General features: G+C 39.2%; 9 protein-coding genes. 3 read left to right on the top strand and 6 right to left on the bottom strand.

The genetic code is table 11. The features are described from left to right. Nucleotides 1-343 precede the first annotated feature (343 nt). On the bottom strand, nt 344-2,713 hold the full coding sequence (locus CXF79_RS23835) for a S8 family serine peptidase (RefSeq protein WP_101156626.1): 2,370 nt from the start codon (nt 2,711-2,713) through the stop codon (nt 344-346). Between the two features lie 455 nt (nt 2,714-3,168). On the opposite strand from CXF79_RS23835, the gene CXF79_RS16590 reads away from it, so the two are divergent. The 3 genes from CXF79_RS16590 to CXF79_RS16580 all read left to right on the top strand — a co-directional run bounded on the left by CXF79_RS16590 (nt 3,169) and on the right by CXF79_RS16580 (nt 10,256). Further along, nucleotides 3,169-4,998 (top strand): S8 family serine peptidase, encoded by a 1,830-nt coding sequence (locus tag CXF79_RS16590; protein WP_101156623.1) that lies wholly within the window; start codon nt 3,169-3,171, stop codon nt 4,996-4,998. Between the two features lie 302 nt (nt 4,999-5,300). After that, nucleotides 5,301-7,004 (top strand): S8 family peptidase, encoded by a 1,704-nt coding sequence (locus CXF79_RS16585; RefSeq protein WP_101156620.1) that lies wholly within the window; start codon nt 5,301-5,303, stop codon nt 7,002-7,004. Nucleotides 7,005-7,094: 90 nt separating this feature from the next. Beyond that, nucleotides 7,095-10,256 carry a two-component regulator propeller domain-containing protein gene (locus CXF79_RS16580; RefSeq protein ID WP_101156617.1) on the top strand — a complete coding sequence of 1,054 codons (3,162 nt, stop codon included), beginning with the start codon at nt 7,095-7,097 and terminating at the stop codon, nt 10,254-10,256. A 13-nt stretch (nt 10,257-10,269) separates the two neighbouring features. On the opposite strand, the gene CXF79_RS16575 is transcribed toward CXF79_RS16580, so the two are convergent. The 5 genes from CXF79_RS16575 to CXF79_RS16555 form a co-directional block, all read right to left on the bottom strand. Then, nucleotides 10,270-13,293 carry an ATP-binding protein gene (locus CXF79_RS16575; RefSeq protein ID WP_232769223.1) on the bottom strand — a complete coding sequence of 1,008 codons (3,024 nt, stop codon included), beginning with the start codon at nt 13,291-13,293 and terminating at the stop codon, nt 10,270-10,272. 398 nt (nt 13,294-13,691) lie between these two features. Then, nucleotides 13,692-14,765, bottom strand: a complete 1,074-nt coding sequence (locus tag CXF79_RS16570; RefSeq protein WP_101156615.1) for a hypothetical protein — start codon at nt 14,763-14,765, stop codon at nt 13,692-13,694. 262 nt (nt 14,766-15,027) lie between these two features. After that, nucleotides 15,028-16,524, bottom strand: a complete 1,497-nt coding sequence (locus CXF79_RS16565; protein ID WP_101156612.1) for a CoA-acylating methylmalonate-semialdehyde dehydrogenase — start codon at nt 16,522-16,524, stop codon at nt 15,028-15,030. Between the two features lie 56 nt (nt 16,525-16,580). Further along, nucleotides 16,581-17,915, bottom strand: coding sequence for an aspartate aminotransferase family protein (locus tag CXF79_RS16560; RefSeq protein ID WP_101156609.1), 1,335 nt, complete (start codon nt 17,913-17,915; stop codon nt 16,581-16,583). A gap of 427 nt (nt 17,916-18,342) precedes the next feature. Continuing rightward, nucleotides 18,343-19,398: a porin gene (locus tag CXF79_RS16555; RefSeq protein ID WP_101156606.1), complete on the bottom strand. Its 1,056-nt coding sequence runs from the start codon at nt 19,396-19,398 to the stop codon at nt 18,343-18,345. Nucleotides 19,399-19,598 lie beyond the last annotated feature (200 nt).

The raw sequence follows: 19,598 nt of genomic DNA, 5'->3' as shown, positions 1-19,598 counted from the left end.
CGCTTCATCCTTCAATTTTTGTTTTAAATTGATCGTTTCCTGAAGCTAAGCCCATGTTTATAGCTTTTCTGTGGACGTTCGGCCAATAGCAAGTTTCTCTGGTTAATTTCTATTTTAGAGCTGCTCCATTAAAATTTGTCGGAGCAGTTAATGGCATGAAAAATCTGTGACCATCGGAAAATTTGTTAAAGAGCAATTAGTCAGCTGTTTGTAAGTACCGTAGAAGCCGAAGAAAATTGTGCAGTTATGGGCGAAAGATTTTACTCTTTTGTAAAACAAAGAAAACCCGATATAAGTTGCCTTATACCAGGTTGTTAGTTTTACTTTTTAGGTAATCATTTACTTATGGGTTATAAGTTACGTCTAAGCTAACACCGCTTGCTGCAGAGTAACCGTAAACACCTATATGCCAAGTATCAGCTGCTGGATTGGTAAATGCGCAAGCTTCAGTGTTACCACTTTTGTATGGACGACAATCATACGTTGAAGAGGTCGGTTGAGAACCACGTCTAATATACATATCCGCATCACCTGTACCACCGCTCATAGCAAAATCTAATGTCGCCATGCCAGCAGGAACGTCAATGGTGTAGTATGTCCAAGCTTGTCGAGCAACACTAATATCTGTTACTGAAGCACTTCCGCCAGTAGCGCCGCCACCTGTGGTAGGTTCGGTGAAACTGCCTGTTAAACTAACTCCCGTAAATGCTGAATAAGCAATCATTTTAACGTGGTAAGTACCTGCTTGAACGCTCGCTATTGGACAGCTTTCAGTGTTACCGCCTTTATATGGACGACAATCATAGCTGCTAGTTGTTGGTGCTGAACCAAATTTAACATAAAGATCTGCATCACCAGTACCACCAGCCATAGCAAAGTTTAACTCAGTGGCACCAGCAGGAACTTCCATAGTAAAGCTAAGTTCTGTGCTTGAGCCAAGGTTGGTTTTAGCTACACCATTAGTAAGCGTATTACCTGTTGGTGGTGGAGGTGTTGTACCGCCGCCACAACTAGCTGCTAAAGCATCAGACGCTGCTTTTGCTTGTACTAAGCCAAATCCTGTTTTGTCATCACGACCTGCTGCATCTAAATCAACCGCAGTATTTTTCAATGCACTACGTACATCGTCGGCAGTACAGTTTGGGTTATTGCTCCATACTAATGCTGCAACACCTGTGACATGAGGTGTTGCCATAGAAGTACCATTATAATAGGCATAATCTTGTGAGCCATTAACGGTTAAGCTAGCGTTAGACCCTAATTGGGTCATCAGTTGTTGACCTAATGCACGGCTAACAGAAACGGTTGGTACAGTTACGTCAGTATTTGCATCAACTAGGAAAGGATTTTGTAAGCCAGGACGAGTACTGTCACTATAAACGATAACAGCAGATGCGCCAGCATCAGCACAAGCTTTAGCTGGGTTGATCTCAGGGTAATTACTCCCTTTTTGGTTATCATTACGCTCAGCTAAACAAATATTGCCATTTACGTTTGAACAGCTGTAGCTGCTACCTGAAATAGTACAGCTTGATAATACGCCATTGGCAGCACCATCAACATTGCTAACAACGAAGTTACCAGCACTTTGAATGTAATGAGTTTGAGGAACAACACTGTCATTACCATAGGTTGTTGAACCGACAGTAATAAAACCTAAACGACCATCACCAGCCACAGTAGATAAAATAGCTTCGCCAGGTGCAGATACTTCAACTTGGCTAGTATATTGAGAGAACTCAGCATGTTGGTTATTGCTGTCTAATGCGCCAACAGCCATAACTGCATCGTAAGAAGCTGGATATGACAGAGTAGCGTTACCATCGTTACCTGAAGCAGCAATAAGCAATACACCAGTATCAGCAGCAGCTTGTAAGGCATTTTTTTCAGTGTTACTTGAACCAGAACCACCCAAGCTCATATTGATAACTTTAGCGCCGTTATTTACACAAGTATCAACTGCGTCAGATAAGTCGCCAGAGTAGCCCCAACCTGCTTCGTTAAATACTTTTACAATATGTAGATTAACGTTAGTGCTTGGCAAAATACCAACAACACCTTCGCTGTTATTTACCCCAGCAATAGTACCTGCTACGTGTGTTCCGTGAGAACCACCATTTTCATACCAGTTACCTGTACCCGAGTTATTGGTACCTGCAGCATTGTTTGCATTTAAATCTGGATTGTTACGTTGATAACCTGAATCGATAATACATACCGTCATGTTAGCGGCGTCATTATCAGTTAATTGATCAGACTGGGTTTTTGATATTCCCCAAGGTTGGTTTTGCGCCATTAAAAAACGTTGATAATCTGGTTCTATCGATACAACAGAAGGGTGCTTGCGTAGTTTTTCAATGAATTTTTCAACATCTTTTACCGCATGCATTTCATCAAGAGCGATTACATGGCTATTATTTTTTAATATTTTAACGTGTTTTAAATTTAAACCGATTTTTTTAGCTAGACCAGGAGGAACACTCTTACCTTGTTTCTTATCTTTAAAGGTAATAATTAAACGGTCAGTGTAATCAGTACGTTCAAGTTTTTGTTGAGCACGCCACTGCGCAAAACTAAGTGTTGAAGACTGCGCCGTAGTCATTTTTTCTGCTTTATTAAGTTGCGCTTGTGGTGTTGCATTACTCGCGGCACTAGTCACGGCTAAAACGGATAAGGCTATGGTACTTAGTACGAGCTTTCTATTATTTTTCATCTGACATTAACTCCATCATTGATATTTCACGCTTCTTGCAGCAATCATTTCGACTGTTGTTTTGCGCATTATTTTTATAGGTTGCTTTAAGTGTTTAACAAAAAATCAACATTTATCAGATTGAATCTTTAGATGATATTTATCTAGCAAATAATGGACGAATAGTAATAAAAAACCGACATTCTATTTTTTGTTCATTAAGCTAAGTTGTTGAAAATAATACAATCTGTTTTTATTTGTCGTGTTTGTTCGAAAGTTTGTCGTAATATTACTAGAGGGAGTTTTAGCAACTGTTACTATCGAATTATGCAAGAGGCAGGGAGCCAAGTTAAGCAAATGTATATATTACGTGAAGCATATAAAAGGAGAACGGACCGTTCATCTAAGCAATTAATCAATAAGTTAATCTACATAATAAGACGACTTAATAAAATTAAAGCAATAGTGGAGTACATATGAAAATTTCTAAGTTTACAACCTCAGTTCTTGCCTTAGCAGTTACCGCTGCATTCTCAGCTCAAGCAGCTGACGACAGATACATTATTAAAGTAGACAACAGTAAAAAAGGTGTTGTAAAAGCTTTAGCGAAGAAACTAGGTGCTGATCTTAAAGTTGATGGTAATGGTTTTATTGCTGCAGCATTTTCAGGAAAAAGTTTAGCTGATGTTAAAGGTTTACTAAATAATCCACATATTCAAATGGTCGAAGAAGATCAACGTCGTATGCCTTTATCACTTTATAGTGACGATGTGGGTAATGCGATGACTGAGCAGCTAACTCCGTATGCTGTAGTGCAATCACAAGCCGATCAAGTAGCCTTTAATGCCAGCGCTGGAATGAAGGTTTGTATCATCGATTCTGGTTTAGATCGCTCTAATCAAGATTTCGAATGGAATAATATCACGGGTGATAATGACTCAGGAACAGGTAACTGGGATGAAAATGGTGGCCCACACGGTACACACGTTGCCGGAACAATTGGTGCTGCTGATAATAACGTAGGTGTTGTTGGTATGGCACCTGGCGTAGATATGCATATTATTAAAGTATTCAATACTGACGGTTGGGGTTACTCTTCAGATTTAGCGTATGCTGCTGATAAGTGTTCAGCAGCTGGCGCTAATATTATCAGTATGAGTCTAGGCGGTGGTGGTGCAAATAGCACTGAAGAAAATGCTTTTAAAGCATTTACTGCTGCGGGAGGTTTAGTGGTTGCTGCTGCAGGTAACGATGGTAATGATGTACGTTCATTCCCAGCTGGTTATTCATCAGTAATGATGGTTGGCGCAAACGATAATAACAATAACATCGCCGATTTTTCACAATACCCTAGTTGCTCTGTAACCAGTGGTAAAGGTAAAAGACAAACAACAACGACTGATGAAACTATTTGTGTAGAAGTAACTGCTGGTGGCGTTGATACTTTATCTACTTACCCTGCGGGTATGGCTACTAGCGCATCAATGTCTGCCAATGGCGTTGATTTTGCCAGCTCTTCTATGGAAAACCCGGGTAATGCTATAGGTAATACTTATTACATGGGGACCGCTGAAGCGATAGATTCTGGCGCTAATGGCAACATCTGTGTAATTGACCGAGGCGTTATTTCGTTCCACGATAAAGTTGAAAATTGTGAAAGCTCAGGTGGTATTGGTGCAATTCTTATCAATAATGAAGCCGGCATGCTTTATGGCACATTAGGCGATACTAATGCGACGACTATCCCAGCAGTAGGTGCAACATTTGAAGACAGGGCGGATCTGTTAGCTGCTACAACTGCCATTCTAACTATTGGTACAAGTGATTACGGTTTCATGAGTGGTACTTCTATGGCAACGCCTGCAGTATCAGGAATGGCTGCGCTTATCTGGTCTAACCATAATGAATGTACGGGTACTGAGATCCGTGATGCACTTAAAGCAACAGCGCAAGATAGTGGTGCTATAGGTCATGATGTTAACTTTGGTAGCGGTATCGTTAAAGCTAAAGCAGCGAGTGACTACTTAACGGCTAACGGTTGTGGCGGTGGTGTAACACCTCCTCCAGCGGGTGATATTACTTTGGATACAACGACTGGTCGTGCTAAAGGTAAGAACTACGTGGATCTAAACTGGAGTGGTGCTTCAGCATCAAGTGTTGATATTTATCGTGACGGTTCTTTAAGAACTACAACAGCAAACGATGGCTCTTTTAGAGATAGCTTTAGAGCTTCTGGCTCATTTACGTATAAAGTATGTGACCAAGGTAGTGATAATTGTTCAAGTGAAGTAACGGTAAACTTCTAATTTGAACCAACTTAAGTACTTGATATTCTTCTTTTCAAGTACTTAATATCCAGCTCATTTATGGGGCTGGATATTTTCGTTTAAGCGACATTAACTTTTAATATTTATCACGCTAGAAATAAAAGTGATTGTGGTTAGGGTATGTTTAGTCTATGTTTTGTAGCGATGTGATTTTTTGTAACTTATTTTTAACAATTAGATCTTAAGTAAAAATAGATACGACAAGATATAAACAAAAACACCCTAATGCTTTCAAAATATGTTGATATTTTGAAAGATGTATTGGGCATAGGGGAATTAAAATGTCGAACAACTCAGTAAAACAATTAATCAAACCATTCTCATTGTTAGGCGCTATTGGCTTATCAATTTGGCTTATCAGTTTATTATTAAATAGCACAGCTAATAATAAAACTCAGTCTTATATTATCAGCTCAGCCGATTACTTATTGTTAAAAGAAAAGATCCAAGCACTTAACCTAGTACCTTCACATGAACTTGCCATTATTAATGCTGTAGCGGTTGATTTGAATCAATCTCAGTTATCTCATTTACAGAAAAATCTGACTATTACGGTCACTAAAAACCATAGCGTAGAATTGTCAGGCGGTAAAGCCTGGGGGAAACGTAAATGGCAGCCTAAATCAGTTGTTAATGACCTGATTGATGCTTCTCCTGCCCATGCCGCCCGCAATTTTGGCGACGGAGTAACCATAGGCTTTTTGGATACCGGATTAGATCAGTTAGAAGGGACCTCAAACGGGCTAGGCTTATCTACTGATTTATATGGGCGAGATAAGTTCTGGGGAACGTATGACGCGATAAATAATAACCTCAGTAATTATAGTAATGAAGAAAGTGGCCATGGTACTCATGTTGCTAGTATTGCAGGGAATGCAGACTATGATGTTTACGGTAAGGTCTATGGTGTTGCTCCTAATGCGTCATTAGTGGGTATTAAAGCTTTTGATGCTGAAGGCAAGGCAACCTATGCAGACGTTATTCGTGGTATTGAATGGGCACTTCAAGTTAAGGATCAGATTAACTTAAGAGTTTTGAATATGTCGTTCAGTGGGCCTGCTCGTTCTTATTATTGGGAAGATCCTTTAAACAAAGCGGTAATGAAAGCATGGCAAGCAGGCATTGTTGTCGTGGCTTCTGCTGGTAACAGTGGTCCTGATCCCATGACCATTGGTGTTCCAGGTAATGTGCCTTATATCATTACGGTAGGAGCGATGACGGATAATTTTACAGAATCAGATCCAAACGACGACAAGTTAGCGACTTTTAGTGCGGCAGGACCTACTTTTGAAGGTTTTGTTAAACCAGAAATTGTCGCACCAGGTGGGCATTTATCAGGTTTAATGGCTTATGATTCTCAAATCGTTCAAGAACACCCAGAGTTTCATGATGGCGGACGTTATTTTGAAATGTCAGGCACTTCTCAAGCAGCTGGTGTAGTGTCTGGTGTTGTGGCATTGATGTTAACGCAAGATCCAGCATTAACTCCAGATCAAGTTAAGTGTCGCTTAATGGACAGTGCTCATGCAGCATTTAATAATAACGGTGAACTTGCTTATAGTGTTTTCCAACAGGGTTCAGGCCTAGTGAATGTCGCTGATGCATTAACAAGTACTGCATCAGCATGTGCGAATCAAGCATTAGATATTGCTCAAGACTTAGAGGGAAATGAACATTTCTTTGGACCTTCTAATATCAATGAGGATGGAAATTTTTATGTTGAAGGTTTAGGCGATGAATATGTGTGGAAGTTAGATGATAGTAACCTTGGTGGTGATACTATAATTTGGCGAATGAATTTTGCTGAAGATGCGCTAGACTGGAAAAATACAGCATCAACAGATACCATAATTTGGCGAATGAATGTCGAAACTAACACGATAATTTGGAGAATGAATGTTGAGTCAGATACCATCATTTGGAGGATGGGTATAGCGGATAGTACTACCAACATTAATGTTAATAATTGGGTTGAGCAACAATAACTTGACCAACTCTAAGCCACTGTAAAAGCAGTGGCTTTTTTATTTCATGCTGTAAACTTCTAAATATCATCAATTTATAAGAGCTGTTTTGTGAAAAATATTCTTCTTTTGTTATTTCTTATTAGTCTTCATTTCAGTGTTTTTGCACAAGAAGTCAAATTGTTTAAAAACTTTGGTATTGACAACCCAATGTCCTATAACTTTGTCAGAACAATTGTCCAAGATAAAGATGGTTTTATGTGGTTTGGTTCATCTGAGGGGCTAGACCGATTTGATGGCCACCAAACCCTAAGTTTTCAGCATGATAGCTCTCGGCCTAGTTCACTTAGCTCTAATGTAATCAGTCGTATTCTTATTGATAAACAACAACGTATTTGGGTGGGAACTTTCGGTGGGGGCTTGAATTTATATAGAGAAACAACTCAAGACTTTTTACATTTTACCACTAAAACAAAAAATGCAACGTTAACTAATAATTCTGTGAATGCACTATTTGAGGATAGTGAAGGTAAAATTTGGGTTGCTACCGAAAATGGCTTAAATATTCTCAGATCTCATGACGAAAAGTGGTCAACTCAGCAAATATTTCAAGAGCTAGGTAATCCTAATAGCCTTACGCATAATGCTGTACTTTCAATTATTGAGACCCGCAATCAAGAAATTTGGGTTGGTACAAATGGCGGGGGTATTTCGGTATTTGATTTACAAGGACATTTTATTAAATCCATAAAGTACGGTGATCAAAATAGTGCGAATTATGTAAACAAATTTGTCAGTAGTTTGCACTTAGATATTAATGAAAATGTTTGGATCGGCACAGTTGATAGCGGTTTGCTGAAGTATACTCCTAGTACAGAGCAATTTATTCACTTTCAACTTAATGTTGATGATCAGTCAACGATTAGCAGTAATGCAATAAGTAACATTTTTCAGGATTCAGAACAAAACATTTGGATTGCCACAGATAATGGTTTATCTATTTATAATTACAAAACCAATCATTTCAGTCGATATAATTACTCTCCGAATAATCCATACAGTATAAGTAATGATTTTGTTCTCACTTTTTTTGAAGATAATCATAAGGTGATGTGGATAGGTACTTTTTCTGGAGTTAATCGTTGGGATCCTAACCTAGCGACTTTTCGACAATATAGTACTCAAACGGATCCTGTTTTAAAAAATCACAATATCACTAGTTTTGCTCAGTTCGATAAAGAAAATATATATTTTAGTACCTATAGCGCTGGAATTTATCGGTTGTCGCAATATGATAATTCAATTTCAACTGCCGACTTTAACGCTTCGTTTTCAGAATATAGAATTATGACTATGTTTGCCGATGAAAACACTTTATGGGTGGGGACGCGAGCTTCAGGATTGTTTTCAATAAATTTAACAACGAAGAAAGTTATTTCATATAGTCATGATGCTGAAAACAATAATTCTATTTCGGCAAATAGTATTACGGATATTATTAAAGATAGGAATGGCAACCTTTGGGTATCTACTTTCCATCAAGGACTTAATTTATTAAATAAAGATGGTACTTTTAAACGGTTTATAAAAAACAAGTTAAATAGAGAAAAAGGGCCTGGCAGTAATCATGTTGTACAATTGTTAGAGGATGACCAAGGCTTTATATGGTTGGCTACTTTTGGTGGTGGGATAAGTCGTTTTGACCCTATGAAGAGAACGTTTAAACACTTTAGTCATGAGGAAAATAACCTTAATAGTATTTCTGATGATTTTTCATGGATCATGCTGTTAGACAATAATAAAAACCTTTGGTTTGGTACTCAATCTTCAGGCTTTAGCATATTAAGCCGTGAAAATCGTCAGAATAACAACTTTTCATTTACTCACCTTGATACTAAAGACGGTATGAAAAGTTTGACAGTATACGGCATCACTCAAGATGCTTATGATGATATTTGGTTTAGCACCAATAAAGGTATATCTCGTTATTCATTGGGTGATAAAAGCTTTAAGCATTTCAACCTTACTCATGGCCTAGTTGATCTCGAGTACACTCACTCTGCTGTATTTCGCTCGATGGATAACACATTATACTTTGGTGCAGGTAAAGGAATGAATAGTATCAATCCTGAAAAAATAAAGACCAGTATTTTTTCACCCGAAGTTCGATTAACAAGTATTTTAAAATTGAATGAGCCGATGCCCTTAGGAAGCTCATTATCAAAATTAACCCAATTGGAATTTGACTACAGTGAACAACTGATCTCATTCGAATATGTCGGATTAAATTACGCAGCTCCAGAGTCAACACGTTATAAATACCGCTTATTAGGGTTTGACCAAGAATGGATAGATGCCGGTAAGTCACGACGAGCCACTTATACCAATTTACCGGCAGGTAGCTACCAGCTACAGGTGATTGCTGCTAATAACGATAATATGTGGAGTGAACCAGGATTATCCCTTGATATTGTAGTTAAACCAGCCCCGTGGAATACTTGGTGGGCGTATGTGCTTTATGCCGCATTGATTGCTTTATTACTGTTAACTTATTCGCGTTTTTTAAACCGAAAGTTACTTATTGAACAGCAACAAAAAGCTAATTTAAAGCAGCAAGTAAGAGATAAAACACAAGAATTTCATTTGAAGAATGTTGAGCTTGAACAGGCAAATAAACAGTTAGAGAATGCGGCAACGGTAGATAAAGTGACAGGCGTTAAAAGCCGTCGTTATTTAGATATTTATATCGAACAAGCTAGCCAACTGATGTCTCAAATTCATGAAAATATTCTGCCCGTACAGCGCAGCCTATTACCACGCTTATACCTTGTCATGATAAAACTTGAGAATATAGAGCAAGTAACTAATAGCCAATTGGTTAACCTTACTGACCTATTACTATATAGTCGAAATAATGAAGATTTGGTTATTCGGTGGGCTGATGACACCTTTGTTATTATCGGTTATGAAAAAGATGATAACACCCGTGAGTTGGTAACTCGCTTAACGGATCGTTTTGCACAAGTATTGGGCCATGGCATTAAATCAAATGTGGCTTATTCTTTTTACCCGTTTAATTTTGAACAACCTATGGCGCTATCATGGGATCAAGTGAGTGTTATTGCTGAACATGCCTTAAAGATTGCTCGAGATAATAACATGAATTGGCTGGGGCTTTATGCACCTAAGGTGCAGCCGTTTAACTATTTAGATGTTATTCAGCAACAAGATGTTGGCGAATTAAGTAAGTTAGTCAAATTAAAGCAGGGTTAGTTGCTGCTATAAGTTAACAATCGGGAGTTGAGTTTTGTTGTGCCATTTTTTGTTGGTATTGTTTGGGCGTGCAATGATAACTTTCTTTAAAACAACGGCCAAAATAGGTTTGTGATGAGAAGCCTACATCTAAAGCTATACGCCCAATTTGTGCACCACTGGTTAGTAATGCTTGTGCCTTTTTCAAACGAAATTCTTTGATGAAGTTATTAGGCGTAGTGCCTAGTATCACTTTAATTTTTCGCTGTAATTGTCTTTCACTCATGGCGAGTTCTTTGGCAAGTAATGAGATATCAAGCTCTGGCTCTGTGTAATGTTTAGCGATCAGCGCTTCAAGTTTATGTAAAAACTTATCTTCCAGACTGATTTGCTCAACGGTCTCTTGCGTTAAGTTTGCGACATTTTGTTGGCTGGTACTTTTTCGCTCTGCTTTTCGCTCTTCATTAAATTTTTGTAAATAGCGTTTTTGTAGCTGCTGCCTATTCGTAATTAAATTTTGAATTCTCGTTAACAGTTCATGTTGATTGAAAGGTTTACTTAAATACTCATCAGCATTTAGGTTCAGGCCTTGTAACCTACTTTCAAGATCAGATCTTGCGGTGAGTAATATTACCGGAATATGTGCGGTCATTTCATCTTGCTTTAACTGTGTTAACACTTCAAATCCATCAATACCGGTTAACATTAAATCGCAGACAATGAGGTCAGGGATATATTCTTGTGCTAATTGTAGGCCAAGCTCACCACTGCCGGCAAGAATACAGTGATGTTGTTGTTCAATGACTTGTTTTATATGACTTTGCATATCCAAATTATCTTCAATCACTAATACGACTTTCTGTGAATGATTGCTCTCAATATTCGCTACACAACGCTGCTCAGTGAGTAATGAAGTCACCTCATTTTCTGAGATACTCATTGATATTTCTGCCTCTACCTCATTTGCGGGTGCTAACGGTATTGAAAGGCTGAATTTACTGCCGTGGCCATGCTCGCTCACTAAGCTGATACGCCATCCGTGGGCTTTTACGAGTTCACTAACTAAAGACAAACCTATACCTACACCAAAAGTTGCTTGGTTCTTCACATCGTCAGCTCGTTGAAAACGTCCAAATATTTTATCTAGAGAGTCTTTGTTGATGCCTATACCTGAGTCGATAACGTTTAAAATAATAGTGTCTTGCTCGACATAAGCATTTACTTGTACAGAGCCTCCGTGAGGGGTGTACTTTATCGCATTAGCAAGCAAGTTAAAGATGATTTTTTCAAAAGCTTGGCCATCACAATCTAACCACAAGTCGTCAGGAATATTACTCGTAAAGCTTAAGTTATTTTGTGATGCCAAACGAGAAAATGAATCAACAGGCATCATCATTAGGGTTTGTAATCGATAAGTACTCAGCGATAGTTGTGGATTGTCACTTAAACGTGAAAGCTCTAACAGTTGCTCAACCATACGTACTAATCTAAGGCCGTTACGTTTAGCTGTGGTTAATTCTTCACTTTCTAATTCATTGGTTGTTTTGGTTATATACCTATCGATAATGCCATTAATAATGGTGAGTGGTGTTCTAAACTCATGTGAAATGTTAGCGATGAATTTGTCTTTTAATTCTAAAGTTTGTCTTTCAGCATGCTTTCTTGCGGATAAATTAATGAAAGTTATGACAATAAGTGGTTGTTTAGCGCGATCAGCCCACTGTAACTCTGCTTGTGCTGGAAACTCTGTACCATCTGAACGTAGCGAAAGACACTCCACCGATATGCCTAAAGCTTTACGCTGCAATGAATAGACATTGCTTTGAAAGTCAAAAAAGAAGTGCATTTCGTCTTTTTCTGCAAATAAGCGACTCACCGATATACCTTTTAATTCTTGCTCTAGGCTTTGAAACATTTGTACTGCTGCGGGGTTAGCCGATAATATTTCACCAGTAATTGAAGTTGTTAATATGGCATTATTTGAAGCGTTGACTATCGCTTTATCTTCACTGTTAATCAGCGCATCGGTTAAGTCATTATTTAGACTATTAAGTTGCTGGTGTTGGTTTTTTTCTGAAAGTAAATTTTGCTTAAGCTTTTTAGTTTGGCTGCGATGAGTGATTGCAATACCTGATAGCAAAGTGGCGCCAACAAATAACCAAAAAAGCAGGATAATAGATTGCAGATTGCTATTAACACTATAAAACAACTTGTGCTCATAGCCATATAAATGAGCTGCGGTTGGTATAAGCATAAGCAGTAAAATATAGTGTTCTGGATGAGGTTCTTTTTCTATCGCGATAGGTAACTTACTTATTTTTAAGGTGATGTTTGCGGCGAGTATAAGTAAGAAATAGGGCAGCAAAGCAATAAGCTGAAGAGAATAGTTGTTGGTGCTAATGAAGACTGAATCCTTATCAATAAAGGCACTGATATTTCCTATCAGCAAAAAAATAGCACTCCCAGAAAGTAGTGCAAAGCTATAACGCCAGAAATTGTCTTTAACACTCACTAAACACTGTATTAATCTGGCGATAATAAGGCTATTTATTACTAGGTGAAATAACAAGGACGGTTTAGCTGTTTGGTATATTTTTCCCGAAAATTCGGCAGGTAATAAAATAAAATAACAAAAACAAATCAGCGTGAAAAATATAGCAGGAACTCTACCTCCAATATATTTATTAAGCGGGACATCACTTAAATGAGGGTTGGTTTCTATTGCCAATAAAATAAAGAAATAAACAAAGAGCGAAGCAAAGTCTTGATACAACTGCTGGCTGATACTTGCAGGTGTACTATTTAATAATTTACTTGCGACGATCGCGAGTGCAGCTAAAAGCAGATATTGCCAAAACAGTTTGAATGAGCGTGAGGTGTTTTTTTTAAAACAAAAAAATAAAAATATACTGCTAATAATTTGTAAAGTGAATAGAGCAAAATTTAATGCGCTTTCAAAAGGCATTGGTAGCCAGTTGGCAACAAAAGGGTAAGGAATAAAGGTAACAAGGCACACTAAAGCTAAAGCTAAGGTTAATTGTCTAATTGGTTTTTGCAATTGCTCTTCCTATTTGGTGTTTATTCTTTATTATTATTTTAAGTTACTCCTTCCTTTAAATAACCTCTTAATGTAATTTATAGTAACACTTTATTAACATCAAGCTGATGAGTTTATCTAGCACTTTATTAAAGAATTTTGCTATTGGGGTATTTGTAGCCTTTATAATACAGTCTGAAATTAGCTGTTGAAGATAAAGTGAAAAATACGAAATTGATGGCTACTTCAAAAAATATTTTTAACTATCTTTTGAAGCAAGTAGAAAATATATTTGGAAAATTAAGGGGGAAGTAAATTAGGGCAATAGTTATATCATGACTATAACGCTGTATTGCTTGAAGTTAAACCATGAGAATAATAGAGTTAATATGCAGTTCAGTTTAAACGTTATCAACCTATTAAACTTCAACACGCTCTACAATCGCGACTCCTTGTCGATAACCTAAGCCGCCATTTCCATGTATTAAACCAAGCTTTTCTGGGCCATCACATAATCGATGATGCATTAGCACTAGTGCATTAAGCGCCGGATTATTCCAGGCGGCTTTGGCCAAATTCATACCACCTGTTATGGTAATACTATGCTTAGCAAGAAAGTCTGGAATATCTTCTAAGACTTCAACCAAACCACTGACTAATAAAAAAGCCATTGGAACAACAGGATAACAAGTATAAGTTTCTAATAAGGCATCACCACCTTTGAACAGCTGCACAAAGTCGATATTAGCTTCACCGCAGGCTTGTTGATAAGCTTGCTGTAAATGTTCATATCGAGAAATGTCGGTTAAAAACTCTCGCCCATCACCATCAAGGCGGCTCAATCCTACGGCTTTGACCTTCAACCATTGGCTTTTATCAACGCCCAACTGCTCGGCGATGTCTGCACGAGTCAATAATAATCGACCTGAAAAATCTACCATAGGATTAGCACAATCAACCCCTCTAAATAAATCTGTTATCGGTTTATGCCAACGTAAATCGGGCAATAATTCTGGGGTAAAAGTATCAGACAGAGCGTTACGAAAACTGATTTGATAATTTTCAAACAGTGCACTAGAGAATTCTTTAAATTGTTGTTCTGTAATGGTGTGGTTGTCACTAAAAGCTCGCGCTAAGTCGGTATAAGCTTGTGTTAACGGATAACTTTGTCCATAAACTGCCATTTTACTTAACCGATTTTCTCGGCTATAACCCGTTCTGATATGATCTTCACCACTAATTACAACTGCAGCTTCACCATTTTCTATTAATCTTTTTGCTTCAGCCAAGGCTTCAATTGGAGCGCAACCACTTCTAAAGTGATGTTCTTTCTCAGGGCTATGCCAATCAGCCTCTAAAGGTTCTATCACTAGATGTTTAGGCGTAATACCACGTTGAAGTAATTGTGATTCGAGCAGTAAAACCTGATCAAGACTACCTACCTCATCTTGTTTTTTAGCTGCGCCAATAATAAATGCCGATGGAGTTTTCACAAGTTATTAAATCCAGAAAGAATGATAGTGGATAACTTTATGCTATTTATAGCAAAATTAAAAACCTAAAAGCAGTCAGTGAATTTTTAGCACTACAAAACGACTAAATAACCACGAAAAAGTAACCATATTTGTTAGTGACGTTTTACTGTTTGTAAATAATGAGTGAGCTTAGGGAAATAAAAAAAAGAAAGGAAAGGGGAGGGACGAAAGTGCGACTTAATTTTAATTAAGCCGCACTGATTTTTTTCAAGGTAGTTAACTAAGCAAACGCAAAACTTGCGCCTTCACGCACGCCACTTGAAGGCCAGCGTTGCGTGATGGTTTTACGTTTGGTGTAAAAACGTACGCCATCTGGGCCATAAGCATGTAAATCACCAAATAATGAGCGCTTCCAGCCGCCGAAACTATGATAAGCAACAGGCACAGGCAGTGGCACATTGATACCAACCATACCGACCTGAATGTTATCTGAGAAATAACGCGCCGCTTCTCCATCACGGGTAAAGATACAGGTACCATTGCCGTATTCATGGTCGTTAATTAACTGCATTGCTTCTTGCATGGTTTTAACGCGCATCACTTGTAATACCGGCCCAAAGATTTCAGCAACGTAACTGTCCATTTCCGCCGTGACACCGTCAATTAAGGTGGCGCCAACGAAGAAGCCATTTTCATAACCTTCAACGTGTGGTTGGCGACCATCGACAACAATGGTTGCGCCTTGATTTTGGGCGCTGGTGATATAGCCTTCGACTTTGTCTTTATGTGCTTGCGTAATGACCGGACCAAAATCATTACTGGCCTTGTCATGAGCGCCAACACTTAAGTTTTTCATCGCTTCTGTCATTTTCTCTACTAAGGCATCAGCCGCGTCATCACCGACGGCAACCGCAACAGATAACGCCATGCAGCGCTCTCCTGATGAGCCAAAGGCAGCACCAAGTAGTTGATTGACCGCATTGTCCATGTCAGCGTCGGGCATAATGATGGCGTGATTTTTTGCGCCGCCCAGTGCCTGACAGCGTTTGCCATTGGCATTAGCGGTGGCGTAGATGTACTCAGCAATGGGTGTTGAGCCAACAAAACTCACCGCTTTAATGCGCTCGTCACTTAATAACACATCGACCGCTTCTTTATCACCGTTCACGACGTTCATTACGCCATCAGGTAAACCAGCTTCTTTTAATAGCTGAGCAATGTACAAGGTTGAACTTGGGTCGCGCTCTGAAGGTTTTAAGATAAAACAATTACCGCACACGATTGCCAGTGGGAACATCCACATAGGGACCATGGCAGGGAAGTTAAACGGCGTAATACCGGCAACAACACCTAACGGTTGAAACTCACTCCAACAATCAATGTTTGGACCAACATTTTTGCTGTGCTCACCTTTGAGTAACTCAGGTGCACCACAGGCGTACTCAACGTTTTCAATACCGCGTTGTAATTCACCCGCAGCATCGTGTGATATTTTTCCGTGCTCTTCACCAATGAGCCTGCAGATAGTATCGGCATGTTGTTCTAATAATTCTTTGAAACGAAACATCACCCGTGCACGTTTTATTGCCGGGGTATTACGCCATGCGGGGAAGGCTGTCTGAGCCGCTGAAATGGCCTGTTCAACCGTTTGCTTTGACGCTAAAGCGACTTTCTTTTCTGCATCGCCGGTAGCCGGATTAAAGACTGCTTGCGTGCGCACATCATCATTAACCATTTCACCATTGATTAAATGGCCTATTACATTTACTTCATTCATAAAATTCTCCGAGGTGGGCTGCCAATCCGATGGATAAAAGCCCATTGTTAAATTGTTTACGCTATTTCGTTAAAGGTTTCGCCCAGAGCACTGAGCAATGAATCTATTTCTTCGCGTTCACTGGTAAAGGGCAGACCAAGCTGGATAGTGGCGCCGCCGTAGCGAACATAAAATCCTTTCTGCCACATTTTCATCGCTATTTGATAAGGGCGTAATGCAGGCTCACCGGGTACGGGGTCGATAGTAAAACCAGCCGCAAAACCATAGCTACGAATGTCAGTGACGTGTTTACAGCCTTTAAGGTTATGAACGGACTCTTCAAAATACGGACTATGGTCTTTAACACGTTCAATGAGTTTGTCTGTTTGCAAAATCTCTAAGGCGGCCAGTCCGGCTGCACAAGCAACAGGGTGAGCGGAGTAGGTATAACCATGCGGGAATTCCACCATATACTCAGGGCCACCTTGCTCCATAAAGGTATCGTAGATTTCTTGCTTAGCAATCACCGCGCCCATCGGAATGGTGCCATTGGTCATCTGTTTAGCGATGTTAATAATATCGGGGGTGACGCCAAAGGCTTCTGCCCCGGTATTGGCACCCATGCGACCAAAAGCGCAAATCACTTCGTCAAAAATCAAAAGAATATTGTGCTGGTCACAAATCTCACGTAAACGGTTTAAGTAGCCTACTGGCGGTGGTATCACACCAGCAGAGCCCGCCATGGGCTCAACAATCACGGCGGCAATATTTGAAGCATCGTGCAGCGCCACTAAATCGAGTAATTCATTCGCTAGCTCAACGCCTGTTTGGGGTTGACCTTTAACAAATTTATTTTCGTCTAACATGGTATGGCGTAAATGGTCGGCATCGACTGCAGGACCAAATAACGAGCGGTTAGCACCGATACCGCCAACTGAAATACCGCCAAAATTAACGCCGTGATAACCCAAACCGCGACCGATTAATTTAGTTTTGCTGGCCAAACCTTTTTTGCGCCAATAGGCACGTGCCATTTTCAGTGAAGTTTCAGCGGCTTCTGAGCCAGAGCCAGTATAAAAAACGCGGTTTATCCCTTTGGGCATAAACTCAACAATTTTCTCGGCTAGTTGAAAGGCTTTCGGATGACCAAATTGAAAGGCGGGCGCATAATCCAATTGTTTTAATTGTTTACTCACCGCTTCGGTAATTTCCGGACGACTATGACCCGCGCCGCAGCACCACAGACCAGATAAACCATCAAAGATTTTTCTACCGTCGGCATCGGTGTAGTAATTGCCCTGGGCAGAAACGATGATGCGTGGGTCTTTTTTAAACTCACGGTTGCCGGTAAACGCCATCCAGTGCGCCTCAAGTTGTGCCTGAGTGATACCATGTTTTGTTTGGTTGTTCATATTTCACCTCATTATATGAGTCTTACAGACTTCAGATTGTGTTATTATCAACAATCTGTAAGATTAATAAATTTATAATTATTGAACTTTAGTTAAGTAAATAGTTAAGTAAAAGGTTGAGTGAAAAATTACCTTATTAAGATTAACTCTGACATTAAGTAAGCTCTCATCATTGGGCATATTCTCCAGCCCAGTCGATTTCGAAATTAGATTTAAAGCCGATTGTCATCTAAGTGAAATCACCTTAGGGTCAAAATTTCTAATCATGAATTTACAGTGGATTTGAAAATCCTAGTCTCTTTGAGAAAGTTAGCGTGAGGCGTTTATCATTTATACTGCTCTGATAAATCACCTCAACAGGATCAAATAACTCGATCCCGTTGAGTCTTGAAATAACTTTATTTAGGCTGAGTAGTTACAAAATAAGTTAAAAGTTATAATCAAAGTTGTAGCGCATACCTACGATGAGCTGATTATTATCTTTCGCGTTATCATTTTCGAAACTGTTATTTTGAAATTCAACAAATAAGCGATAATCTGGACTTCCTTGCCATTCTAATGTGGTATTAAAGCGGGTAACTTCATTACTATCAGTAGGCATCAAATCGTCAGAAAATAGAGAGTAGCCCGCTTTAAGCTTGTAGCTATCATTAATACGGTAGGCACCAACTAAATCAATCGTATTAATATCTTGACCATTACCGCCGCGATCGACGTCTTGATAAGCGGCAGCAACGTACCAGTCACCGAATGATTTTGATGCGGAGACGCCCAGGGTGTTTTCGTCAGTTCCGGCAAGGTCTTTAGTTAGATAAGCGGCAGCTAAAGTAAAGCTATCACCTGTATATTGAACACCACCGTTAACTAAGTCACTACCTTCAATATCGCTTTCACCTTTGAATTGACCTTCAATACGAAAATTTAAGTTACCAAAGCTCTTTCTGTAGCTAACCATTTCTTGTTGACGAAATGGGCTAACATCATCATAAGCAAGTGGAGATGCTGAACGGTTAAAAATATCAACTGGACCGGCAATGATGGCGAATTGAGTAGTATCTTGTTTACCTATCGCAATACGACCAAAATCACCTTTTATGCCAACATAAGCTTTACGTGCATCGCCAAAGTGCGCATCACCTTGAATTTGAACTTTAAACTCACCCTTTGCAAAACCCGTCATGCCATTGCTCAATTTATGCTCTGCGCCGATACCAATGCGTGATAACGCGTCACCAACATCCCAGCTATCTTCTGTATCACTGCTTGTTACGCCAAAAGTAGGTCGTAAAGAGCCATAAAAATTAATAGATGTTTCACTTGCATCAGCGACTGGTTTTTTAGACTCTTCTAATTGCGCTAAACGAGTCTGAATTTCAGTAAGCTGTTTTGTTAAGCTTTCTTCAGAAGTCTCTGCATAGGCTGCAGATGTTGGTAACAGAATAGCTAAAGTAAGTAGTGATGTTTTAAAGTTAAAATTATTCATAGTGTTCCCCGTTTTGATCTTGTTATAGTTATTTTTTAAGTGCGAAACTTAGTAAGTTACGTGCTATTTTTATTGATACTTATATCTCTGTTGATTTATAACTCTCAGTAATTGAGCCGCTACAAATAGGTTTATTACTACGATTTAATATCGACTGTGGGTAATCGCGTTAAGGTGATAGCCCGATGTCACACACTCAT

Source organism: Colwellia sp. Bg11-28 (assembly GCF_002836245.1).
Lineage (GTDB): Bacteria > Pseudomonadota > Gammaproteobacteria > Enterobacterales > Alteromonadaceae > Colwellia > Colwellia psychrerythraea_A.
The sequence above is the reverse complement of the archived record's forward strand: the minus strand, read 5'-3'. Positions and strand labels throughout refer to the sequence as shown.